The organism is Klebsiella sp. CSG-1, assembly GCF_056521145.1.
The window spans coordinates 115,103-134,541 of sequence record NZ_JBWNLD010000006.1; the positions used below are offsets into that span (position 1 = coordinate 115,103).

General features: G+C 55.3%; 13 protein-coding genes. 3 read left to right on the forward strand and 10 right to left on the reverse strand.

The annotated features are described in order from the left end of the window. Positions 1 to 2: 2 nt before the first annotated feature. The 5 genes from AC007G_RS16130 to acnB all read right to left on the reverse strand — a co-directional run bounded on the left by AC007G_RS16130 (position 3) and on the right by acnB (position 6,633). Positions 3 to 986, reverse strand: coding sequence for a D-threonate 4-phosphate dehydrogenase (locus AC007G_RS16130; RefSeq protein ID WP_099001335.1), 984 nt, complete (start codon positions 984 to 986; stop codon positions 3 to 5). Continuing rightward, the gene (dtnK, locus tag AC007G_RS16135; protein ID WP_180888716.1) at positions 976 to 2,247 is read right to left on the reverse strand and encodes a D-threonate kinase; all 1,272 of its coding nucleotides are present in this window, start codon (positions 2,245 to 2,247) and stop codon (positions 976 to 978) included. The genes AC007G_RS16130 and dtnK overlap by 11 nt, the downstream gene beginning before the upstream one ends. Further along, positions 2,244 to 3,197, reverse strand: a complete 954-nt coding sequence (locus tag AC007G_RS16140; RefSeq protein ID WP_032689458.1) for a 2-keto-3-deoxygluconate permease 1 — start codon at positions 3,195 to 3,197, stop codon at positions 2,244 to 2,246. Before AC007G_RS16140 ends, dtnK begins: the two co-directional genes overlap by 4 nt. A gap of 174 nt (positions 3,198 to 3,371) precedes the next feature. Continuing rightward, positions 3,372 to 3,734, reverse strand: coding sequence for a protein YacL (gene yacL, locus AC007G_RS16145; RefSeq protein ID WP_004857933.1), 363 nt, complete (start codon positions 3,732 to 3,734; stop codon positions 3,372 to 3,374). 301 nt (positions 3,735 to 4,035) lie between these two features. Next, entirely contained in the window at positions 4,036 to 6,633 is a 2,598-nt protein-coding gene (acnB, locus tag AC007G_RS16150; protein ID WP_049267581.1) for a bifunctional aconitate hydratase 2/2-methylisocitrate dehydratase, read from the reverse strand. 356 nt (positions 6,634 to 6,989) lie between these two features. Here acnB and AC007G_RS16155 point away from each other — a divergent pair, with 356 nt between their 5' ends. Further along, positions 6,990 to 8,627: a DUF3300 domain-containing protein gene (locus tag AC007G_RS16155; protein WP_136895034.1), complete on the forward strand. Its 1,638-nt coding sequence runs from the start codon at positions 6,990 to 6,992 to the stop codon at positions 8,625 to 8,627. A 9-nt stretch (positions 8,628 to 8,636) separates the two neighbouring features. Then, on the forward strand, positions 8,637 to 9,431 hold the full coding sequence (locus AC007G_RS16160; protein WP_032697266.1) for a DUF2950 family protein: 795 nt from the start codon (positions 8,637 to 8,639) through the stop codon (positions 9,429 to 9,431). A gap of 55 nt (positions 9,432 to 9,486) precedes the next feature. On the opposite strand, the gene AC007G_RS16165 is transcribed toward AC007G_RS16160, so the two are convergent. The 5 genes from AC007G_RS16165 to pdhR all read right to left on the reverse strand — a co-directional run bounded on the left by AC007G_RS16165 (position 9,487) and on the right by pdhR (position 17,282). Further along, positions 9,487 to 9,771, reverse strand: coding sequence for a hypothetical protein (locus AC007G_RS16165; RefSeq protein WP_032689462.1), 285 nt, complete (start codon positions 9,769 to 9,771; stop codon positions 9,487 to 9,489). Between the two features lie 162 nt (positions 9,772 to 9,933). Further along, the gene (lpdA, locus tag AC007G_RS16170) at positions 9,934 to 11,358 is read right to left on the reverse strand and encodes a dihydrolipoyl dehydrogenase (RefSeq protein ID WP_004857924.1); all 1,425 of its coding nucleotides are present in this window, start codon (positions 11,356 to 11,358) and stop codon (positions 9,934 to 9,936) included. Between the two features lie 332 nt (positions 11,359 to 11,690). Beyond that, positions 11,691 to 13,583 (reverse strand): pyruvate dehydrogenase complex dihydrolipoyllysine-residue acetyltransferase, encoded by a 1,893-nt coding sequence (aceF, locus tag AC007G_RS16175; RefSeq protein ID WP_180888717.1) that lies wholly within the window; start codon positions 13,581 to 13,583, stop codon positions 11,691 to 11,693. Positions 13,584 to 13,597: 14 nt separating this feature from the next. Further along, positions 13,598 to 16,261 carry a pyruvate dehydrogenase (acetyl-transferring), homodimeric type gene (gene aceE / locus AC007G_RS16180; RefSeq protein WP_032689465.1) on the reverse strand — a complete coding sequence of 888 codons (2,664 nt, stop codon included), beginning with the start codon at positions 16,259 to 16,261 and terminating at the stop codon, positions 13,598 to 13,600. A gap of 241 nt (positions 16,262 to 16,502) precedes the next feature. After that, complete coding sequence (pdhR, locus tag AC007G_RS16185; RefSeq protein ID WP_004857919.1) at positions 16,503 to 17,282, reverse strand: pyruvate dehydrogenase complex transcriptional repressor PdhR; 780 nt, start codon at positions 17,280 to 17,282, stop codon at positions 16,503 to 16,505. 643 nt (positions 17,283 to 17,925) lie between these two features. Between pdhR and aroP the strand changes: the two genes are divergently transcribed. Beyond that, a complete protein-coding gene (gene aroP, locus AC007G_RS16190) occupies positions 17,926 to 19,299 on the forward strand; it encodes an aromatic amino acid transporter AroP (protein ID WP_162180053.1) in 1,374 nt (457 codons plus the stop codon). The last annotated feature ends 140 nt before the right edge of the window (positions 19,300 to 19,439 follow it).

A 19,439-nucleotide genomic window follows, 5' to 3' on the forward strand; every position in this document is an offset into this window, starting at 1 on the left:
AATTACGCCAGTTGCATTGCCAGTTTTATCGATATAGCCATGCTCTCAGATTTTGCTTTTCCCGTCCAGGCGATATCAAAAGCGGTCCCGTGATCGGCTGACGTCCGGATAAACGGCAGGCCGGCAGTAATATTAACGCCATCATAGAAACCTAATAATTTCAATGGAATATGTCCCTGATCGTGGTACATGGCGACCACCATATCGTATTGCCCTTCATAGGCCTGAAGAAAAATCGTATCCGGAGGGCAAGGGCCGTAAACCGCTATCCCTTTGGCCTTTGCGCTGGCAATGGCCGGCACCAGAAACCGACCTTCTTCATCACCAAACAGGCCATTCTCACCCGCATGAGGATTGACTCCGGCGACGGCAATGCGCGGTTTCGCATAGCCGACGCGCTTGAGAAAAGTATCTGCAATCGCGATAACGGTTTCGACGCGGGACGTATTCAGGGTGTCCAGGAATGTGCGTAGGGCGATATGCGTCGACACATGGATAACTTTCAGCTTCTCCGTGAACAGCACCATGGCATAATCGCGGCTTTCGGTCAGCGTCGCCAGCAGTTCGGTATGCCCGGGATAGTTATGTCCGGCGAGATGCAATGCCTCTTTGTTCAGAGGCGCCGTGGCGATCGCCTGAACGTCACCTTTCAACGCCAGCGCCGTCGCCCGCTTGACACAACGATAGGCCAGATCGCCCGCCTGGGCCTGAACTTTTCCCGGCACCAGCGCCTGTGGATCCGCCAGCGGTTCATCAATCACATGGATTACTCCGGGCGTAAAGCGCGCAGCGGCCACCTCGTTGATAGCGCGAAACTCGACATCCGCTGCCAGACCTTTTTCCTGCAACCGCTTCAGGGTTTGCAGGCAACCGACCACCACCACAGGCGTACCGTTCAGTGAATCTTCCGCGAGGGCTTTAACAATAATTTCTGGCCCAATCCCCGCGGGATCGCCCATCGTGATAGCAATAGTCTTAATGCCCACTATACATCTCCTCAATATAATAAAGCGCATCGCACAGCGTGCTGTCCGATCCAAATCCCCCGGCCTTAGTGATCACCGGCAAATCATCCAGTTCGCTGTTGATAAATGTCCCGCAAGGAATACAGGGCGCAACCTCACTCTGAATCCGATATCCCTCCGCGCCCAACGCGCTGGCCACCGCAGTGGCGATGTCGCCCCCAGTCAGAAACAGGCCGCCGACTCGCGCCTGCCCGAGGATCTGCAATGTGATCGCCCCGATCCGTTGGCTTAGCATCTCCCCCAGTTGCTGGCGACTTATCGCGGCGGAACCACACAAACTCTCGATCAGATGTCGATCTTCCGCGCTGCGACTGGTACGCAAGATCGTATGATGCTGGCGACTGAGCTGGGCGCAGGCTTGCTCTGCCACCGAGGCTATCTCCAGGGCATATGAGGAAGAGATCAGGCGGGAGGCGTCGATATCCACCACCTCTGCTCTCCCTTCGTAAAGCGCACGATCCACCTGTCGGCGCGTGGCCTCACTCATTGAGCCAGCCACCACCAGCACAGGCAGAGTCTGCTGCTCTTGCATAAAGAAGCTGACAGGCAAGGCATTTGCAAGGCCCGCCGCTCCGACCATCAGCGGAAGCCGTTCTTGTTCCCCGAGAGCCTGAGCGATCAGCATCAGATCGCGATCCTCAACGGCATCAACGACCACCATGCACTCGCCTTCGGCGTCCAGGGCGCTCAAAACGGCGCTGAGTCCTCCGTGTCGGACCTCATCCAGATGAACTTCGTAAACAGGAATACCGCTTTGCAGCGCGATCAGTTCAGCAATTCGGGACGACGTAACTGGCGTTTTCGGATCGCTGGCAAATTCGGTCTCCAGAAGCGGAACACCGTTGACCAGACACAGGCCGTTCTGCGTAGTGCGGCCGGCGGAAGGAATAGCCGCGGCAATCACCGCCATGCGACTACCGCTGGCTTGCATCGCCGCCACAACTTCAGCCCCGACGTTACCACGAAAGGTAGAATCAATTTTTTTGTACACCAGCGGCGGGGCTATCGTTTCACACCACGGCGCGAGTGCGCGACGCACGGCCTTTGCGGCCAGCTCTGCGGAAACAGCCCGGCTCTCGGTATTGATGATGAGCACATCGGCGCGACGTGAAGGCTTCTGCGAGGTACTGAGCATCACTTCCGTTCGTGCGCCTTTTTTCGCCAGCTGCCCCCCGGTATCATTCGATCCCGTAAAATCATCGGCAATCACGATCATTTTCATGTGTTCTTTTCCTCCGGAAGCTGACGCACCTGCCTTTTTGCCACCCAGGAAGTCAGTATCGGCGTCAGGATTGCGGTCGTGATAACCGAGGCCGCTATGAGCGGGGCCGCCGCGGCAGCGACGGATGCCAGCGAAGGATCGGCCTGGGCAATCGCCAGCGGTGTAGCCACCGCGTTACCGGCCGTGCTGGATGCTGCAGCGCCAGCGATACCACTTCCTCCGACCAGCCGATCGGCGCGAATATTAAAAAATCCGCCAATAAAGGTGGTCAGAATGCCGAGGAGAATGCCCGCCAGCCCGCCCTGGAGCAACATTTCCAGATTGATACCAGCCCCCAGAGCAAAAGCAAAAAATGGAATGAGCAGCGGTCCGCCTTTCGTCAGGAAGTCGCGCATGTGCACGTCAAGGTTGCCAAGGATCATGCCAACAATCAGAGGAATCAGTACCGCAACGAGTGCCATGATCGGAATGTTGGCCATACCTGCCGCCCCCAGCGCGATCATGGTGAAGAAAGGACCATCGTTCAGTGACAAAATAGAGATAGCGCCGACATCACGTTCATTGCCAAACTCCCCAACCAGCGCCGCATAAAGCCCGCCGTTGGAATTGCTCATGGCGGCAATAATCGCCAGGCCGCTCAAACCGAAGATCCCCTCGGCGCCGAAAAGATGTTCAACCCCCAGCCCTAGCGCGATGGCGATAAGGAGTTTGGTCAGCGTGATAGTCCCCCCCTGTAACAACGCCTGAGGAGCGGCTTTGATGCTAATCCCCGCCCCCATACACAGCAAAAATGCGCCAATCAGCGGTGCAGCACCGTTCTTAAAGAGCGCGGTTGTAAACCCGCCGACCTCCAGCGCATGAGGTGCAAACGTATTTATGACCGCACCGATGACCAGTGGCACAACCATCATGCCTCCGGGTACTCGCTCTATTGCTTTTTTGATGTTCATGTCGTGCCGCCTGTCATTAATATGATTAAATGAAATCACATTGATTATATTTAATCAACAACAAACGATAAACACGCGCGATCACAGTTTTAAAATGATTAAATAAAATCAATTAATCATTCAGGGCAAAAAAAAGCCGGGAGTTCGGCTCCCGGCGTGAATGCATGAAGGGGGTTACGCTTTGCTGACAAACTCGCGGTACGCGGCCACCACCTGTAAAAAATCCTCAACGCCGCACAGAGAGAGGCTTTCTTCGTCGTAGTAGCTCATCCCCTCTTCGATTTCATCACCTGAAATCTCCAGCTGGTTGGCGCGAATCATCACCTCTTCGCCATCCAGCCATAGCGTGTATTCATGTCCGGCACGCTGCCAGGAACGCTCGCTGCCTTTTACGGTGCGCGCGGCCTGTTCCACTTCATCCAGCAGGGCGAGGTTATCTTTCACCTCTTCGTTAAACCAGTGCCCCACCACCTCGTGGCCCATCGACATTCGCACCTTTACCACTCCGGTAATATCGCGCAGAAACTCGTAATCCATAGTGTCTTCCTCTGCAAGGGCAATGCGTCACCGCTACATTGTACCCATAGGGTAATTATCGCAGCCCCCGGGCAGAAAAAAAGTGGACCAGATAGAGCAACAGTAAATAAAAGCGCCTCAGTTGGTTAACCGGTCGTCTTGCCGCCAACTGGCGGGCATTATTCCACCATTCTTTGCCCGCTGCCGGTCTGTCGGCGTCAAATCCCTTGCGCCTTTACCAGATGCCGATGGTTATCGGAGTACGTTTAGCGCAGCAATAAAAAAGCCACTCCGAAGAGTGGCTTTGAGCAGCAAGATTCGCTTATACCGCGGTCTGGAAAATCACACCGTCAGCTTTATCAGTGTACTGTTCCAGCTGGTTGAAGTTCAGGTAGCGATAGGTATCCGCCGCAGTCTTATCCACCTGAGCGACGAAGGTCTGGTACTCTTCCGGCGTCGGCAGTTTGCCGAGCAGGGAAGCGACCGCAGCCAGCTCCGCAGAGGCCAGATAGACGTTAGCGCCGGTGCCTAAACGGTTCGGGAAGTTACGGGTTGAAGTGGATACCACCGTCGCACCGTCCGCCACGCGCGCCTGGTTACCCATACACAGGGAACAGCCAGGGATTTCAATGCGCGCGCCGCTCTTACCAAACACGCTGTAGTAGCCTTCTTCAGTCAGCTGCGCCGCATCCATACGGGTTGGCGGAGCCACCCACAGACGAGTCGGCAGCTGGCCTTTGTGGCTGTCCAGCAGTTTACCCGCCGCACGGAAGTGACCGATGTTGGTCATGCAGGAACCGATGAAGACTTCGTCAATCTTCTCACCCTGCACATCGGACAGCAGACGCGCATCGTCCGGATCGTTCGGTGCACACAGGATAGGCTCTTTGATATCCGCCAGATCGATATCGATCACCGCGGCATACTCGGCATCGGCATCGGCTTCCAGCAGCTGCGGATCCGCCAGCCATTTTTCCATCCCCTGGATGCGACGCTCCAGCGTACGACGATCGCCGTAGCCTTCTGCGATCATCCACTTCAGCAGGACGATGTTGGAGTTCAGATACTCGACGATCGGTTCCTGATTCAGCTTAATGGTACAGCCGGCAGCAGAACGCTCTGCGGACGCATCGGTCAGCTCAAACGCCTGCTCAACTTTCAGATCCGGCAGACCTTCAATTTCCAGAATGCGTCCAGAGAAGATGTTTTTCTTCCCTTTCTTCTCAACGGTCAGCAGCCCCTGCTTAATCGCGTACAGCGGGATCGCATGGACCAGATCGCGCAGGGTGATCCCCGGCTGCATCTTGCCTTTGAAGCGAACCAGCACCGATTCCGGCATATCCAGCGGCATGACGCCGGTCGCGGCGGCAAAGGCCACCAGACCAGAACCTGCCGGGAAGGAGATACCAATCGGGAAGCGGGTATGAGAGTCACCACCGGTACCGACGGTATCCGGCAGCAGCATACGGTTCAGCCAGGAGTGGATAACCCCATCGCCCGGACGCAGAGAGACACCGCCACGGTTCATAATGAAGTCTGGCAGCGTATGGTGCGTGGTGACGTCAACCGGCTTCGGATAGGCCGCGGTGTGGCAGAAGGACTGCATCACCAGATCGGCGGAGAAACCAAGGCACGCCAGGTCTTTCAGTTCATCACGGGTCATCGGACCGGTGGTATCCTGGGAACCGACGGAGGTCATCTTCGGTTCACAGTAAGCGCCCGGACGAACACCGGCAACGCCGCAGGCGCGGCCAACCATTTTCTGCGCCAGCGAGTAGCCGCGGCTGCTTTCCGCCACGTCTTTTGCCTGACGGAATACGTCGCTGTGCGGCAGACCCAGCGCTTCACGCGCTTTCGTGGTCAGGCCGCGACCGATGATCAGCGGAATACGGCCGCCGGCGCGGACTTCATCAACCAGCACATCGGTTTTCAGCTCGAAGCTTGCCAGCAGTTCGTTGGTTTCGTGGTTACGCACTTCGCCTTTGAACGGGTAAACGTCAATCACGTCGCCCATATTCAGGTTGTTGACGTCCACTTCAATTGGCAGCGCGCCGGCATCTTCCATGGTATTGAAGAAGATAGGTGCAATTTTGCCGCCCAGGCAGAGACCGCCGCCGCGCTTGTTCGGCACGTTCGGGATATCGTCACCCATAAACCACAGCACCGAGTTGGTGGCGGATTTACGCGAAGAGCCTGTACCAACTACGTCACCGACGTAGGCCAGCGGGAAACCTTTTTGCTGAAGCGCTTCAATTTGCTTAATCGGGCCAACGGAACCCGGCTGATCCGGCTCGATACCTTCGCGGGCGTTTTTCAGCATCGCCAGCGCGTGCAGCGGGATATCCGGACGGGACCAGGCATCGGGGGCCGGAGACAGGTCATCGGTGTTGGTTTCGCCGGTGACCTTGAATACGGTGACGGTGATTTTCTCAGCCAGCTGCGGACGGTTCAGGAACCACTCGGCGTCAGCCCAGGATTTCATGACCTGTTTAGCGTACTCGTTACCCGCTTTGGCTTTCTCTTCTACGTCGTAGAAGTTATCGAACATCAGCAGGGTATGGGACAGCGCTTTGGCGGCGATCGGCGCCAGTTTAGCATCGTCCAGAGCATCAATCAGCGGGTGAATGTTGTAACCGCCCTGCATGGTGCCCAGCAGTTCAACGGCTTTTTCAGGGGTAACCAGTGGGGAGGTCGCTTCGCCTTTGGCGATAGCGGCAAGGAATCCGGCTTTAACATAGGCGGCTTCGTCGACGCCCGGCGGTACACGGTTGATTAACAGGTCTAACAGGAATTCTTCTTCACCCGCAGGCGGGCTCTTCAGCAGTTCTACCAGCGCGGCCATTTGGGTTGCATCTAAGGGTTTGGCAACAATCCCAACGGCTGCACGCTCAGCTACGTGCTTACGGTATTCTTCTAGCACGACGGTTCTCCTCGCTCTCATTGTAAAATGCGGTAGGCGATTCTCTTCACGCTCCTGTGAGACAGCAGTTTGTAGGGTAAATGCCCGATACCGCGTCGGCAGCATAGCAGGATTTTGGCGAGGTGTTAATCTGTTTACAAAAAAGCAACATTAAAATTTAGCTGAATCGTTAAGGGCAGGATTTTACAGGCTTTACGTACATTTCCCGGGATATAAATTTAATTCTGTTACACATAACTGAGCAAAATCCCAACAATCATCAAAAATCAAAAATAGACCGGCTTATACTCCGTCGCGAGCGCTATTTTCGGCGATACTCAGTGGAAACGGGCCAAACTATAGCGCCGGGAGCTAACATGATACGACCTTTGAAACCCCACGTGATTGCCCTGGTGTGCAGTGCCGGGCTATTAGCCGCCTCCGGGGCCCTGTACGTGACAAGCCGCGCCGCAGAAACGCCGCCCGCGCCCGCTCCTGCCCCCCAACCCACCGCCGCTGCCGTTGAGTCCGCCGCTCCGACGGCGCAACCGGTCACGGCCACCTACACGGCGCCGCAAATCGATCGGTGGGTCGCCCCCGTCGCCCTTTATCCGGATAACCTGCTGTCGCAGGTGTTAATGGCGTCAACCTACCCGAGCAACGTCCTGCAGGCCGTCCAGTGGTCGCAGGATAACCCAACGATGCAGGGTGACGCCGCCGTGCAGGCCGTGGCGAACCAGCCGTGGGACCCCAGCGTGAAATCGCTGGTCGCCTTCCCGGCGCTGCTGTCGCTGATGGGTGAAAATCCGCAGTGGGTGCAGGACCTGGGTAACGCGTTTCTCGCACAGCCGCAGGACGTGATGAATTCGGTGCAGAAACTGCGTGCCATCGCCCAGCAAACCGGGACGCTAAAATCGTCGCCGCAGCAGAAGGTGACCACAACCAAAGCGACGCCGCCACCGGCGACTTCCACCGCCACGTCAACGACGAAAACCACCACGGTGGTCGAGCCTGCGCCCACCACAGAAATCATCAAGATTGAATCTACCGATCCGAAGGTGGTGTATGTGCCAACCTACAACCCCAATACGGTTTATGGCACCTGGCCGAACACCGCGTACCCGCCGGTCTATTTGCCGCCAACGCCGGGTGAACAGTTTACCAACAGCTTCGTCAACGGCCTCGGTTTCAGCCTCGGGGTAGCCACCACTTATGCGCTGTTCAGCAGCATCGACTGGGATGATGACTATCATCACGACGATGACTGGGATCACGGCGGCTACCATGGCGGCGGGAACAACAATATCAATATCGACGTCGATAACTACAACCATTTCAACAAGCAGCGTTTTGACGGCAACAACGCTAGCTGGCAGCACAACCCGGCGTTCCGCAACAATGTGCCGTACCCGAACAATAACGTGGCGCAGCGTTTCCACCAGACCAACGTTCCCGGCGGCCTGAGCGCCACGCAGCACACTCCGGCGAACCTGACCAGTCAGCGTCAGGCGGCGCTCGACCAGTTCCAGCACAGCACTCACAACGGCGCGGCAAAAGGTCTGACCGCGGGCGGAGTAACGGCGGCGGCAGGCAACAGGGATACCCAACGCCAGGCGGCCTCACAGCAGCTCAACAAAATCACCCAGCGCAGCAACTACCGGGGCTATGACACCCCGGAAAACCGCGCGGCGGCGAAGCAAAAGCAACAAAATCCGGCGCCCCAACAGCAGCGACGGGACAAAGCAAACTCGCACCTCCAGAACCCGACGACGCAGCAGCAACAGCATCGCGACGCGGCGAAGTCGCAGGTTCAACAGCGCCCGCCGCAGCAGCGCCAGCAGAGAGTGCAGAATGTTCGTTCGAATGCGTTCAGCGGCAACGACAGCCGCTCGCCATCATGGGAGGCCCAGCGCCAGCGGGGCGCGCAGAGCCGGAGTACAGCGCACCTCAACACTAACCAGCGTGCGGCGGCGCAACAGCGCACGGGCCAACATCGCGAACTGCGTCATCGCTAAGGAGCGGTCATGAAAAAAGTCCTGATTTCCGGCTGGCTGGCGCTTTTTGCCCTGCCCGTTTTTGCCCAACAGTATTTTGCCACCCCGGAGAAGGCCGCCACTGCGCTGGCGGAGGCCATTTCGACGCAAAATGAGCCCGCGCTCAACGACCTGCTGGGGGAGGACTGGCGTCAGTACCTGCCGCAGCGGGAGGCAGATCCGCAAGCCGTCGCCCGTTTTCTTCGCGACTGGAAAGTCGGCCATAAGATTGTCGAACAGGGGGATATGGCACACCTCAACGTAGGCCGTGAAGAGTGGCAGCTGCCGCTGCCGATGCTGAAAAGCGCCGAGGGTTGGCACTTCGATATGGCGCAGGCGGCAGATGAGATCCAGACGCGAGAAATCGGCCGTAACGAGCTGTCGGCAATCCAGGCGATGCACGCCTACGTTGATGCGCAAAATGAGTATTATCAGCACTTCCAGCGTTACGCCAAAAAGCTGTTCAGTAGCACGGGGAAAAAAGACGGTCTGTACTGGCCAACTCAGCCCGGTGAAGAGCCGAGCCCGTTGGGGCCAGCCTTTAGCCCCGTCGAACCGGGCGAAGGCTATCACGGATACCGTTTCCGCATTATCCATGACGGTGACAAGCAGACGGTCGCCCTGCTGGCGTGGCCCGTTGCATGGGGTGAAACCGGCGTGATGAGCTTTATGATCGACCAGAACGATCGCGTTTATCAGGCAAATTTAGGTAAGGATACGGAGACGTTAGTTCAGGCGATTACCCGCTTTACGCCAGATGAAAAATGGCAGGCTATCGAGCAATAACCCCCTGCCCGGCGCATCCGTATGCCGCCGGGCTGGTTTCCTCATCTGACGATGTTTAGCCCTGATGCGGCATCAGCTGTGGATAGCCGCTGAAGGCTGGCTTGCTGCTGCTTAAGGCCGCCTCATCATTGTGAATACTGCCTGAGTTCGCCGCCCACACGCCTTCCGTAGTTTTGCTGATCGCCTGATGCTGCGCATTCAGGTTCTGACCCATGGCGGCGATATGGGTGTTTTCCGTGCCACCGCTATTGTCGGCCCAGGGAATGGAAGGATCTGCGGCGCAAGCCACCGCAGAAGCCAGGGTGGCAGCAAACAGGGCAGTTGTTAAAACGAGTTTCATAACACACCTCACAGATAGTTAACTGCCTATAAGTTTATGACGTAATTATTTTCAATGTATCTATAAGATGTGCCGATTTATTAACGCAGACACAGTTCTAAACATCGGGCATAAAAAAAGCGGCTCTCAGAGCCGCTTTTACATTTTGCCGGAAAGAAAAACTTACTTTTTCTTCGCTTTCGCGTTCGGCAGGTCGGTAATGCTACCTTCGAACACTTCTGCCGCCAGGCCAACGGACTCGTGCAGAGTCGGGTGCGCGTGGATGGTCAGAGCGATGTCTTCTGCATCACAACCCATTTCGATAGCCAGGCCGATTTCACCCAGCAGCTCGCCGCCGTTGGTGCCGACAATCGCGCCGCCGATAACACGGTGGGTCTCTTTGTCGAAGATCAGTTTGGTCATACCGTCTGCGCAATCTGAAGCGATCGCACGACCAGAAGCTGCCCACGGGAAGGTGGCAGTTTCATAGCTGATGCCTTTCTCTTTCGCTTCTTTCTCGGTCAGGCCAACCCAGGCAACTTCTGGCTCGGTGTAGGCGATTGACGGGATCACTTTCGGGTCGAAGTAGTGCTTCAGACCGGAGATAACTTCGGCGGCAACGTGACCTTCGTGAACACCTTTGTGCGCCAGCATCGGCTGACCGACGATATCGCCGATAGCGAAGATGTGCGGCACGTTGGTACGCAGCTGCTTGTCAACACGGATAAAGCCGCGTTCGTCAACTTCAACGCCCGCTTTGCCTGCGTCGAGGTTTTTACCGTTCGGTACGCGACCGATAGCAACCAGCACCGCGTCATAACGCTGTGCTTCAGCCGGGGCTTTTTTGCCTTCCATGGAAACATAGATACCGTCTTCTTTTGCTTCAACGGCAGTCACTTTGGTTTCCAGCATCAGGTTGAATTTCTTGCTGATGCGTTTGGTGAAGACTTTAACCACGTCTTTGTCGGCAGCCGGGATCACCTGGTCGAACATTTCAACCACGTCGATCTCTGAACCCAGCGCATGGTACACGGTGCCCATTTCCAGACCGATGATACCGCCACCCATAACCAGCATACGCTTCGGTACGGATTTCAGCTCCAGCGCATCAGTGGAGTCCCATACGCGCGGATCTTCGTGCGGAATGAACGGCAGCTGAATCGGACGGGAACCTGCGGCGATGATCGCATTGTCGAAGTTAATCACGGTTTTACCGTTTTCACCTTCCACTTCCAGGGTGTTAGCGCCGGTGAATTTACCCAGACCGTTAACCACCTTCACTTTACGACCTTTGGCCATGCCAGCCAGACCACCGGTCAGCTGAGTGATGACTTTTTCTTTCCAGGTGCGGATCTTGTCAATGTCGGTTTTCGGTTCGCCAAAAACGATGCCGTGCTCGGCCAGCGCTTTCGCTTCTTCGATAACTTTAGCAACGTGCAGCAGTGCTTTAGAAGGGATACAGCCGACGTTCAGGCAAACACCGCCGAGGGTGCTGTAACGTTCTACGATGACGGTCTCCAGACCTAAATCAGCGCAACGGAAGGCAGCAGAATAGCCTGCAGGACCTGCCCCAAGTACCACGACCTGAGTTTTAATTTCAGTACTCATCATGACCTCTGTAGTTTGTATCCGGCGGGTCTGACGCTATTGTTATACACTTCATCCTTCAAGCCGCCTCTGCGTTGGCTGCGCTCGCTCACCCCGGTTACGTACCGCTTGTACGCTCCAGGGATTCACTCCCTTGCCGCCTTGACGCAACTCGAATTTTTTTGTGTAAATTACGCCCATGTCCACCGGGACGTTCTATCCGCCTGCATTTTACAAAATTGTTAACAATTTTGAAACAACAAACGGCAAACGATTTTGTCCTTTGTTGCTGATAACCCCGAAACGAAGACAAGATTACCAGAAAAAAGCCGGCCGTCAGGCCGGCTTTTCGCTTACATCACCAGGCGGCGAATATCGCTCAGCATGTTGTTGATGATGGTGATAAAGCGCGCACCATCAGCACCATCGATCACGCGGTGGTCGAAGGACAGAGAGATAGGCATCATCAGACGCGGTACAAACTCTTTACCATTCCACACCGGTTCCATCGCGGATTTAGACACCCCGAGGATCGCCACTTCCGGCGCGTTGACAATCGGCGCGAAGTGGGTTGTCCCCAGGCCACCGATGCTGGAGATGGTGAAGCAACCGCCCTGCATTTCGCCCGCAGTCAGCTTACCATCACGCGCTTTCTTAGAGATAACCGTCAGTTCACGAGACAGCTCGGTAATGCTCTTCTTGTTCACATCTTTAAAGACCGGAACAACCAGACCATTCGGCGTATCAACCGCCACCCCGATGTTGATGTATTTCTTCAGCGTCAGACGCTGTGCATCTTCGGACAGCGAGCTGTTAAAGCGTGGCATCTGCTCAAGCGCAGCGGCAACCGCTTTCATGATGAAGACAACCGGGGTGAATTTCACGTCCAGCTTGCGCTTCTCAGCTTCAGCATTCTGCTGCTTACGGAAGGCTTCCAGATCGGTGATATCAGTTTTATCGAAGTGCGTAACGTGCGGGATCATTACCCAGTTACGGCTCAGGTTCGCACCAGAGATTTTCTGGATACGGCCCAGCTCAACTTCTTCCACTTCACCAAACTTGCTGAAGTCCACTTTCGGCCACGGCAGCATGCCCGGCAGACCACCACCGGCGGCAGCGGCAGGCGCAGCTTCAGCGCGTTTCACCGCGTTTTTCACGTAAGCCTGAACGTCTTCGCGCAGGATACGGCCTTTACGACCGGAGCCTTTCACTTTCGCCAGGTTGACGCCGAATTCGCGCGCCAGACGACGAATCAGCGGCGTCGCATGAACGTAAGCGTCGTTTTCAGCAAACTCAGATTTGCCTTCCGCTTTCGCCGCAGGAGCAGCGGCCGGTTTAGCCTTCTCTGCCGGAGCGGCAGCCGGTGCCGGAGCAGCAGCCGGAGCGGCGGCAGGCGCAGCGCCTTCCACTTCAAAGACCATAATCAGAGAACCGGTAGAGACTTTGTCGCCGGTGCTGATTTTGATTTCTTTTACGGTGCCTGCAAACGGTGCCGGCACTTCCATAGAAGCCTTGTCGCCTTCTACGGTGATCAGGGACTGTTCAGCGGCAACTTTGTCGCCCACTTTTACCATCACTTCGGTGACTTCGACTTCATCACCGCCGATGTCCGGTACGTGAACGTCTTTCGCGCCAGCTGCTGCTGCCGGTGCCGCGGCAGCGGCCGGAGCGGCTGCCTGTGCCGGGGCCGCAGCAGGTGCTGCACCAGCCACTTCGAAGACCATGATCAGCGAGCCGGTAGACACTTTGTCGCCGGTGTTGATTTTGATCTCTTTCACGGTACCCGCGAACGGCGCCGGAACTTCCATAGAGGCTTTATCGCCTTCTACGGTGATCAGGGACTGTTCAGCCGCAACGGTATCGCCCACTTTAACCATGATCTCAGTGACTTCAACTTCGTCGCCGCCGATATCCGGTACGTGAACGTCTTTTGCCGCCGCTGCAGCAGGTGCTGCTGCCGGGGCCGCTTCTTTCTTCTCTTCTGCCTTGGCAGGTGCAGCATCAGCTGCACCGTCGGCGGAATCGAAAATCATGATCAGTTTGCCGGTCTCAGTTTTGTCGCCGACAGAGACTTTGATCTCTTTTACGACGCCAGCCTGCGGAGACGGGACTTCCATAGAAGCTTTATCGCCTTCTACAGTGATCAGCGACTGTTCGGCTTCAACTTTATCGCCTACTTTGACCAGGATCTCGGTGATTTCAACTTCATCAGCCCCGATGTCCGGTACATTGATTTCGATAGCCATTATTCTTTTACCTCTTACGCCAGACGCGGGTTAACTTTTTCTGCATCGATGTTGAATTTGATGATGGCATCTGCCACCACTTTCTTATCGATTTCGCCACGTTTAGCCAGTTCGCCCAGTGCCGCTACCACCACATAAGAAGCATCAACTTCGAAGTGGTGACGCAGGTTCTCACGGCTGTCGGAACGTCCGAAGCCATCAGTACCCAGCACGCGGTAGTCGTCAGCCGGTACATAAGTACGGACCTGCTCGGCGAACAGTTTCATATAGTCGGTTGATGCTACAGCCGGAGCGTCGTTCATCACCTGAGCGATGTACGGAACGCGCGGAGTTTCCAGCGGGTGCAGCATGTTCCAGCGCTCACAGTCCTGACCATCACGGGCCAGTTCGGTGAAGGAGGTGACGGAGTACACGTCAGAGCCCACGCCGTAGTCTTTCGCCAGGATCTGCGCTGCTTCACGAACGTGACGCAGGATAGAACCGGAGCCCAGCAGCTGAACTTTACCTTTGCTACCTTCAACGGTTTCGAGTTTATAGATACCTTTACGGATACCTTCCTCGGCACCTGCTGGCATCGCCGGCATGTGGTAGTTTTCGTTCAGCGTGGTGATGTAGTAGTAAACGTTCTCTTGTTTCTCACCGTACATACGCTCCAGACCATCGTGCATGATGACCGCAACTTCGTACGCGTAAGACGGATCGTAAGAGATACAGTTCGGAATAGTCAGAGACTGAATATGGCTGTGGCCATCTTCGTGCTGCAGACCTTCACCGTTCAGCGTGGTACGACCGGAAGTCCCGCCGACCAGGAAGCCGCGAGCCTGCTGATCGCCAGCCTGCCAGCACAGGTCGCCGATACGCTGGAAGCCGAACATGGAGTAGTAAATGTAGAACGGGATCATCGGCAGGTTGTTGGTGCTGTAAGACGTTGCCGCCGCCAGCCAGGATGCGCCTGCGCCCAGTTCGTTGATCCCTTCCTGCAGGATCTGACCTTTTTCGTCTTCTTTGTAGTAAGCAACCTGCTCACGGTCCTGCGGGGTGTACTGCTGGCCGTTCGGGCTGTAGATACCAATCTGACGGAACAGGCCTTCCATACCAAAGGTACGCGCTTCATCGGCGATGATCGGCACGAGGCGGTCTTTGATGGACTTGTTCTTCAGCATCACGTTCAGGGCACGAACGAACGCGATAGTGGTAGAAATTTCTTTGTTCTGCTCTTCCAGCAGCGGAGCAAAATCTTCCAGGGTCGGCAGCTCCAGCTTCTCATCGAAGTTCGGCTGACGGCTCGGCAGATAGCCGTGCAGTTTCTGACGCTGAGCGTGCAGATAGGTATGCTCTTCGGAGCCTTCCGGGAAGGTCACGTACGGCAGTTTTTCGATATCCGCATCGGCAACCGGAACATTGAAACGATCGCGAACATAGCGAACGCCGTCCATGTTCATTTTCTTCACCTGGTGAGCGATGTTTTTACCTTCAGCGGTATCGCCCATGCCATACCCTTTAATGGTATGTGCCAGGATAACGGTCGCTTTGCCTTTGGTCTCCTGCGCTTTTTTCAGTGCAGCAAAGACTTTCTTCGGATCGTGACCACCGCGGTTCAGAGCCCAGATCTGCTCGTCAGTCCAGTCGGCAACCAGCGCGGCGGTTTCCGGATATTTACCGAAGAAGTGCTCGCGAACGTACGCGCCATCTTTGGATTTGAAGGTCTGGTAGTCACCGTCAACGGTTTCGTTCATCAGCTGAATCAGCTTACCGCTGGTGTCTTTACGCAGCAGCTCATCCCAACGACCGCCCCAGATAACCTTGATAACGTTCCAGCCGGCACCGGCGAAGATACCTTCCAGCTCGTTAATGATTTTGCCGTTACCGGTGACCGGGCCGTCCAGACGCTGCAGGTTGCAGTTGATGACGAAGACCAGGTTATCCAGTTTTTCACGGGTCGCGATGGTGATAGCGCCTTTAGATTCCGGCTCGTCCATCTCGCCGTCGCCCAGGAAGGCATAAACGGTTTGTTTAGAGGTGTCTTTCAGACCGCGGTGTTCCAGATACTTGAGGAATTTCGCCTGATAGATAGCGCCGATTGGGCCCAGACCCATGGAGACGGTCGGGAACTGCCAGAATTCCGGCATCAGTTTCGGGTGCGGATAAGAGGACAGACCGTTACCGTGAACTTCCTGACGGAAGTTGTTCATCTGCTCTTCGGTCAGACGGCCTTCGAGGAACGCACGTGCGTATACGCCCGGAGAAATGTGGCCCTGGAAGTAAACCAGGTCGCCGCCATCCTGCTCGTTGCGCGCACGGAAGAAGTGGTTAAAGCACACTTCATAGAACGTTGCGGAGGACTGGAAGGAAGCCATGTGGCCACCCAGTTCCAGATCTTTTTTCGATGCGCGCAGAACGGTCATGATGGCGTTCCAACGAATCGCAGAACGAATTCGACGTTCCAGATCCAGATTCCCCGGATATTCCGGTTCGTCTTCAACGGCAATAGTGTTGACGTAACTGCCTGTAGATGTGCCAGCAGCAACCTTCACCCCGCCTTTGCGGGCTTCAGAAAGGAGTTGGTCAATCAGATACTGAGCACGCTCAACACCTTCTTCACGGATGACCGATTCGATCGCCTGTAGCCAGTCGCGAGTTTCGATCGGATCCACGTCATTTGGTAAACGTTCTGACATGGGGGGTATTCCTTATCTATCTAATCGTTGATTAATCTGGAACCTGTCCCATTGCACTCTTTGTTCTTCATACTTCCGGCTGTATCTTTGTTGGCTGCGCTTCCTCATCCCTGTCACATAGTTCACTATGCTCCAGGGAATTCGCGCGCTTGCCGCCGCGATACATCCAAAATTATTTTGAACAACTAAAAGTGCAATAAGACAGGTTCTGCGTTTAGTTGCCGCGCTCTAAAAATGGCGCTTAAGAACCGGAGTTCTCATCTTTCCGTTGCTGTAAACGACGCAGTGAGCGTTCTCGACGACTCTCCTCACGGCTACGATCCAGCAAAATTTCTTCAATGAACGCCAGGTGTCGATGCGACGCTTCACGCGCCTGCTCCGGCTCTCCGGCGATTATCGCCTCGAAAATACGAGTGCGATGATTGCTGACCTGCGGAAGCATCTCCCGACGGGCATACAACAATTCAAAGTTCTGACGAACGTTTTGCGCGAGCATCGGCTCCATGCAGCGTAGCAGATGGAGCAGCACGACATTGTGCGCCGCTTCGGTGACGGCAATTTGATACTGGACGACGGCGTCAGATTCGGCGTCAAGGTCGCCAGACTGCTGAGCCCGTTCGATAGCCTGATGCAGCTCGCGAATACGTTCGCGGTCAGCATCATTGCTGCGTAGCGCCGCGTAATAAGCCGCGATGCCTTCCAGCGCGTGGCGGGTTTCCAGCAGATCAAATTGGGATTCAGGGTGATCGGACAGTAGCTCGACCAGCGGGTCGCTGAAGCTCTGCCACAGGCTGCTCTGTACAAAAGTTCCACCGCCCTGGCGACGAAGCAACAAGCCCTTGGCTTCGAGGCGTTGAATCGCCTCACGCAGCGAGGGGCGGGAAACGTCGAACTGTTTGGCCAGTTCGCGTTCAGGCGGGAGTTTTTCACCGGGGCGTAAGGTCCCCTCAAGGATTAAAAACTCAAGCTGCTGCTCTATCACATCAGATAGTTTTGGTTGGCGGATTTTGCTGTAGGCCATATTCCCTGTCTCTGCCATTAGCCCGTAGTCAATTGGTCTTACCAATTCGCAGTTCGTAGCGGTAAAGTAACAAAGTATTCACCTTCTGTCCATACAGGTTTTGATTGAAATCAGGAAACCACGCACATTTTAACAACCTTACAGAAATAACATTTCAGAATTGTAACTTCACACAAATGATGTGTTTACCCCATAAGAGGTAGCGTTAACGTTTATGAAACGAAAAATTAGGCTATCTGAACCGATTCAACTCAGCAAAACTCAATTAATTATTCATAAATAGTGAATATCCAGCCACCTCAGGCGAATTGCTTTCACCGGCCTGCTATTTACAAATGGTTTCTTTTTGCTCGCTTCGTCATCATCCCTTCATAAAGCAGGTGCATTCACTCGCGCTTATCACTATTCTCGGTGAGACGAAAGGCCTTTTGGTGTTTTTATGTTTCGCCTTCCGTAAAGAAATCAATACGAAAACGGAATTTCGCAATTACACCACACAACAATATGTAAGCTGAATCAATCAGGACAGAGCTGACCAAAACGCCCTTGAATTTAGATAGCTATGCTATCTGGCAGGGACAGACAACGAAGCAGTAGCCTGAAGGACGACGCGTATAAACATAATAACCACACACGAGGTTTCATGATGGAAGGTCAACAGCATGGCGATCGGCTCAAGCGCGGCCTGAAAAACCGCCATATTCAGCTTATTGCTCTGGGCGGCGCTATCGGCACCGGCCTGTTTCTGGGCAGTGCATCCGTTATTCAGTCCGCCGGCCCCGGGATTATTCTGGGCTATGCGATCGCCGGTTTTATCGCCTTCCTGATCATGCGTCAGCTGGGTGAGATGGTTGTAGAAGAGCCGGTGGCAGGTTCATTCAGTCATTTTGCGTATAAATACTGGGGCGGTTTTGCCGGCTTTGCTTCCGGTTGGAACTACTGGGTACTGTACGTTCTGGTGGCCATGGCCGAGTTGACCGCCGTCGGGAAATATATTCAGTTCTGGTGGCCCGAGATCCCAACCTGGGTATCCGCCGCGGTGTTCTTTATTGCCATCAATGCTATTAACCTGACCAACGTGAAAGTGTTTGGTGAAATGGAGTTCTGGTTCGCCATTATTAAAGTGGTGGCCGTTGTGGCGATGATTCTGTTTGGCGGCTGGCTGCTGTTCAGCGGCAACGGCGGCCCGCAGGCAACCGTACGCAACCTGTGGGACCAGGGCGGGTTCCTGCCGCATGGCTTCACCGGGCTGGTGATGATGATGGCGATTATCATGTTCTCATTTGGTGGTCTGGAGCTGGTCGGGATCACGGCTGCTGAAGCGGATAATCCGGAACAGAGCATCCCGAAAGCCACCAACCAGGTTATCTACCGTATCCTGATTTTCTATGTGGGCTCGCTGGCCGTTCTGCTTTCACTGCTGCCGTGGACGCGCGTCACCGCAGACACCAGTCCGTTCGTGCTGATCTTCCACGAGCTGGGTGATACCTTTGTGGCCAACGCCCTGAACGTCGTGGTGCTGACCGCTGCGCTGTCCGTGTATAACAGCTGCGTATACTGCAACAGCCGCATGTTGTTCGGTCTGGCCCAGCAGGGGAACGCCCCGAAAGCGCTGATGAGCGTTGATAAGCGCGGCGTGCCGGTCAATACCATTCTGGTCTCTGCCGTGGTCACCGCGCTGTGCGTCCTGATTAACTACTTCGCACCGGAGTCGGCCTTTGGCCTGCTCATGGCGCTGGTGGTCTCCGCGCTGGTGATTAACTGGGCGATGATTAGCCTGGCGCATATGAAGTTCCGTCGCGCTAAGCAGCAGCAGGGCGTGGTTTCACGCTTCCCGGCGCTGTTTTACCCGGTCGGCAACTGGGTCTGCCTGCTGTTCATGGTGGCGGTGCTGGTGATTATGCTGATGACGCCGGGCATGGCGATTTCCGTTTACCTGATCCCGGTATGGATTGCGATTCTGGGTATCGGCTATCTGTTTAAACAGAAAAGCGCCAGCGCACTAAAAGCACAATAATACATCTCACTATTCTGTGCCCGTCCCGTCATGGCGGGCACAGAGCATTGTTATCTGGTTCACACTTTCCCTTCCACAGTCGTTCTATCCATATCGTCGACCTGATACTGCAACGCATTTATCGGTGATTGCGCAAATAA

Coding starts and splice junctions, on each gene's coding strand:
- dtnK (WP_180888716.1), bottom strand. CDS start 2,247: ATGAAAATGATCGTGATTGCCGATGATTTTACGGGATCGAATGATACC.
- AC007G_RS16140 (WP_032689458.1), bottom strand. CDS start 3,197: ATGAACATCAAAAAAGCAATAGAGCGAGTACCCGGAGGCATGATGGTT.
- yacL (WP_004857933.1), bottom strand. CDS start 3,734: ATGGATTACGAGTTTCTGCGCGATATTACCGGAGTGGTAAAGGTGCGA.
- AC007G_RS16155 (WP_136895034.1), top strand. CDS start 6,990: ATGATACGACCTTTGAAACCCCACGTGATTGCCCTGGTGTGCAGTGCC.
- AC007G_RS16160 (WP_032697266.1), top strand. CDS start 8,637: ATGAAAAAAGTCCTGATTTCCGGCTGGCTGGCGCTTTTTGCCCTGCCC.
- AC007G_RS16165 (WP_032689462.1), bottom strand. CDS start 9,771: ATGAAACTCGTTTTAACAACTGCCCTGTTTGCTGCCACCCTGGCTTCT.
- lpdA (WP_004857924.1), bottom strand. CDS start 11,358: ATGAGTACTGAAATTAAAACTCAGGTCGTGGTACTTGGGGCAGGTCCT.
- aceF (WP_180888717.1), bottom strand. CDS start 13,583: ATGGCTATCGAAATCAATGTACCGGACATCGGGGCTGATGAAGTTGAA.
- aceE (WP_032689465.1), bottom strand. CDS start 16,261: ATGTCAGAACGTTTACCAAATGACGTGGATCCGATCGAAACTCGCGAC.
- pdhR (WP_004857919.1), bottom strand. CDS start 17,282: ATGGCCTACAGCAAAATCCGCCAACCAAAACTATCTGATGTGATAGAG.
- aroP (WP_162180053.1), top strand. CDS start 17,926: ATGATGGAAGGTCAACAGCATGGCGATCGGCTCAAGCGCGGCCTGAAA.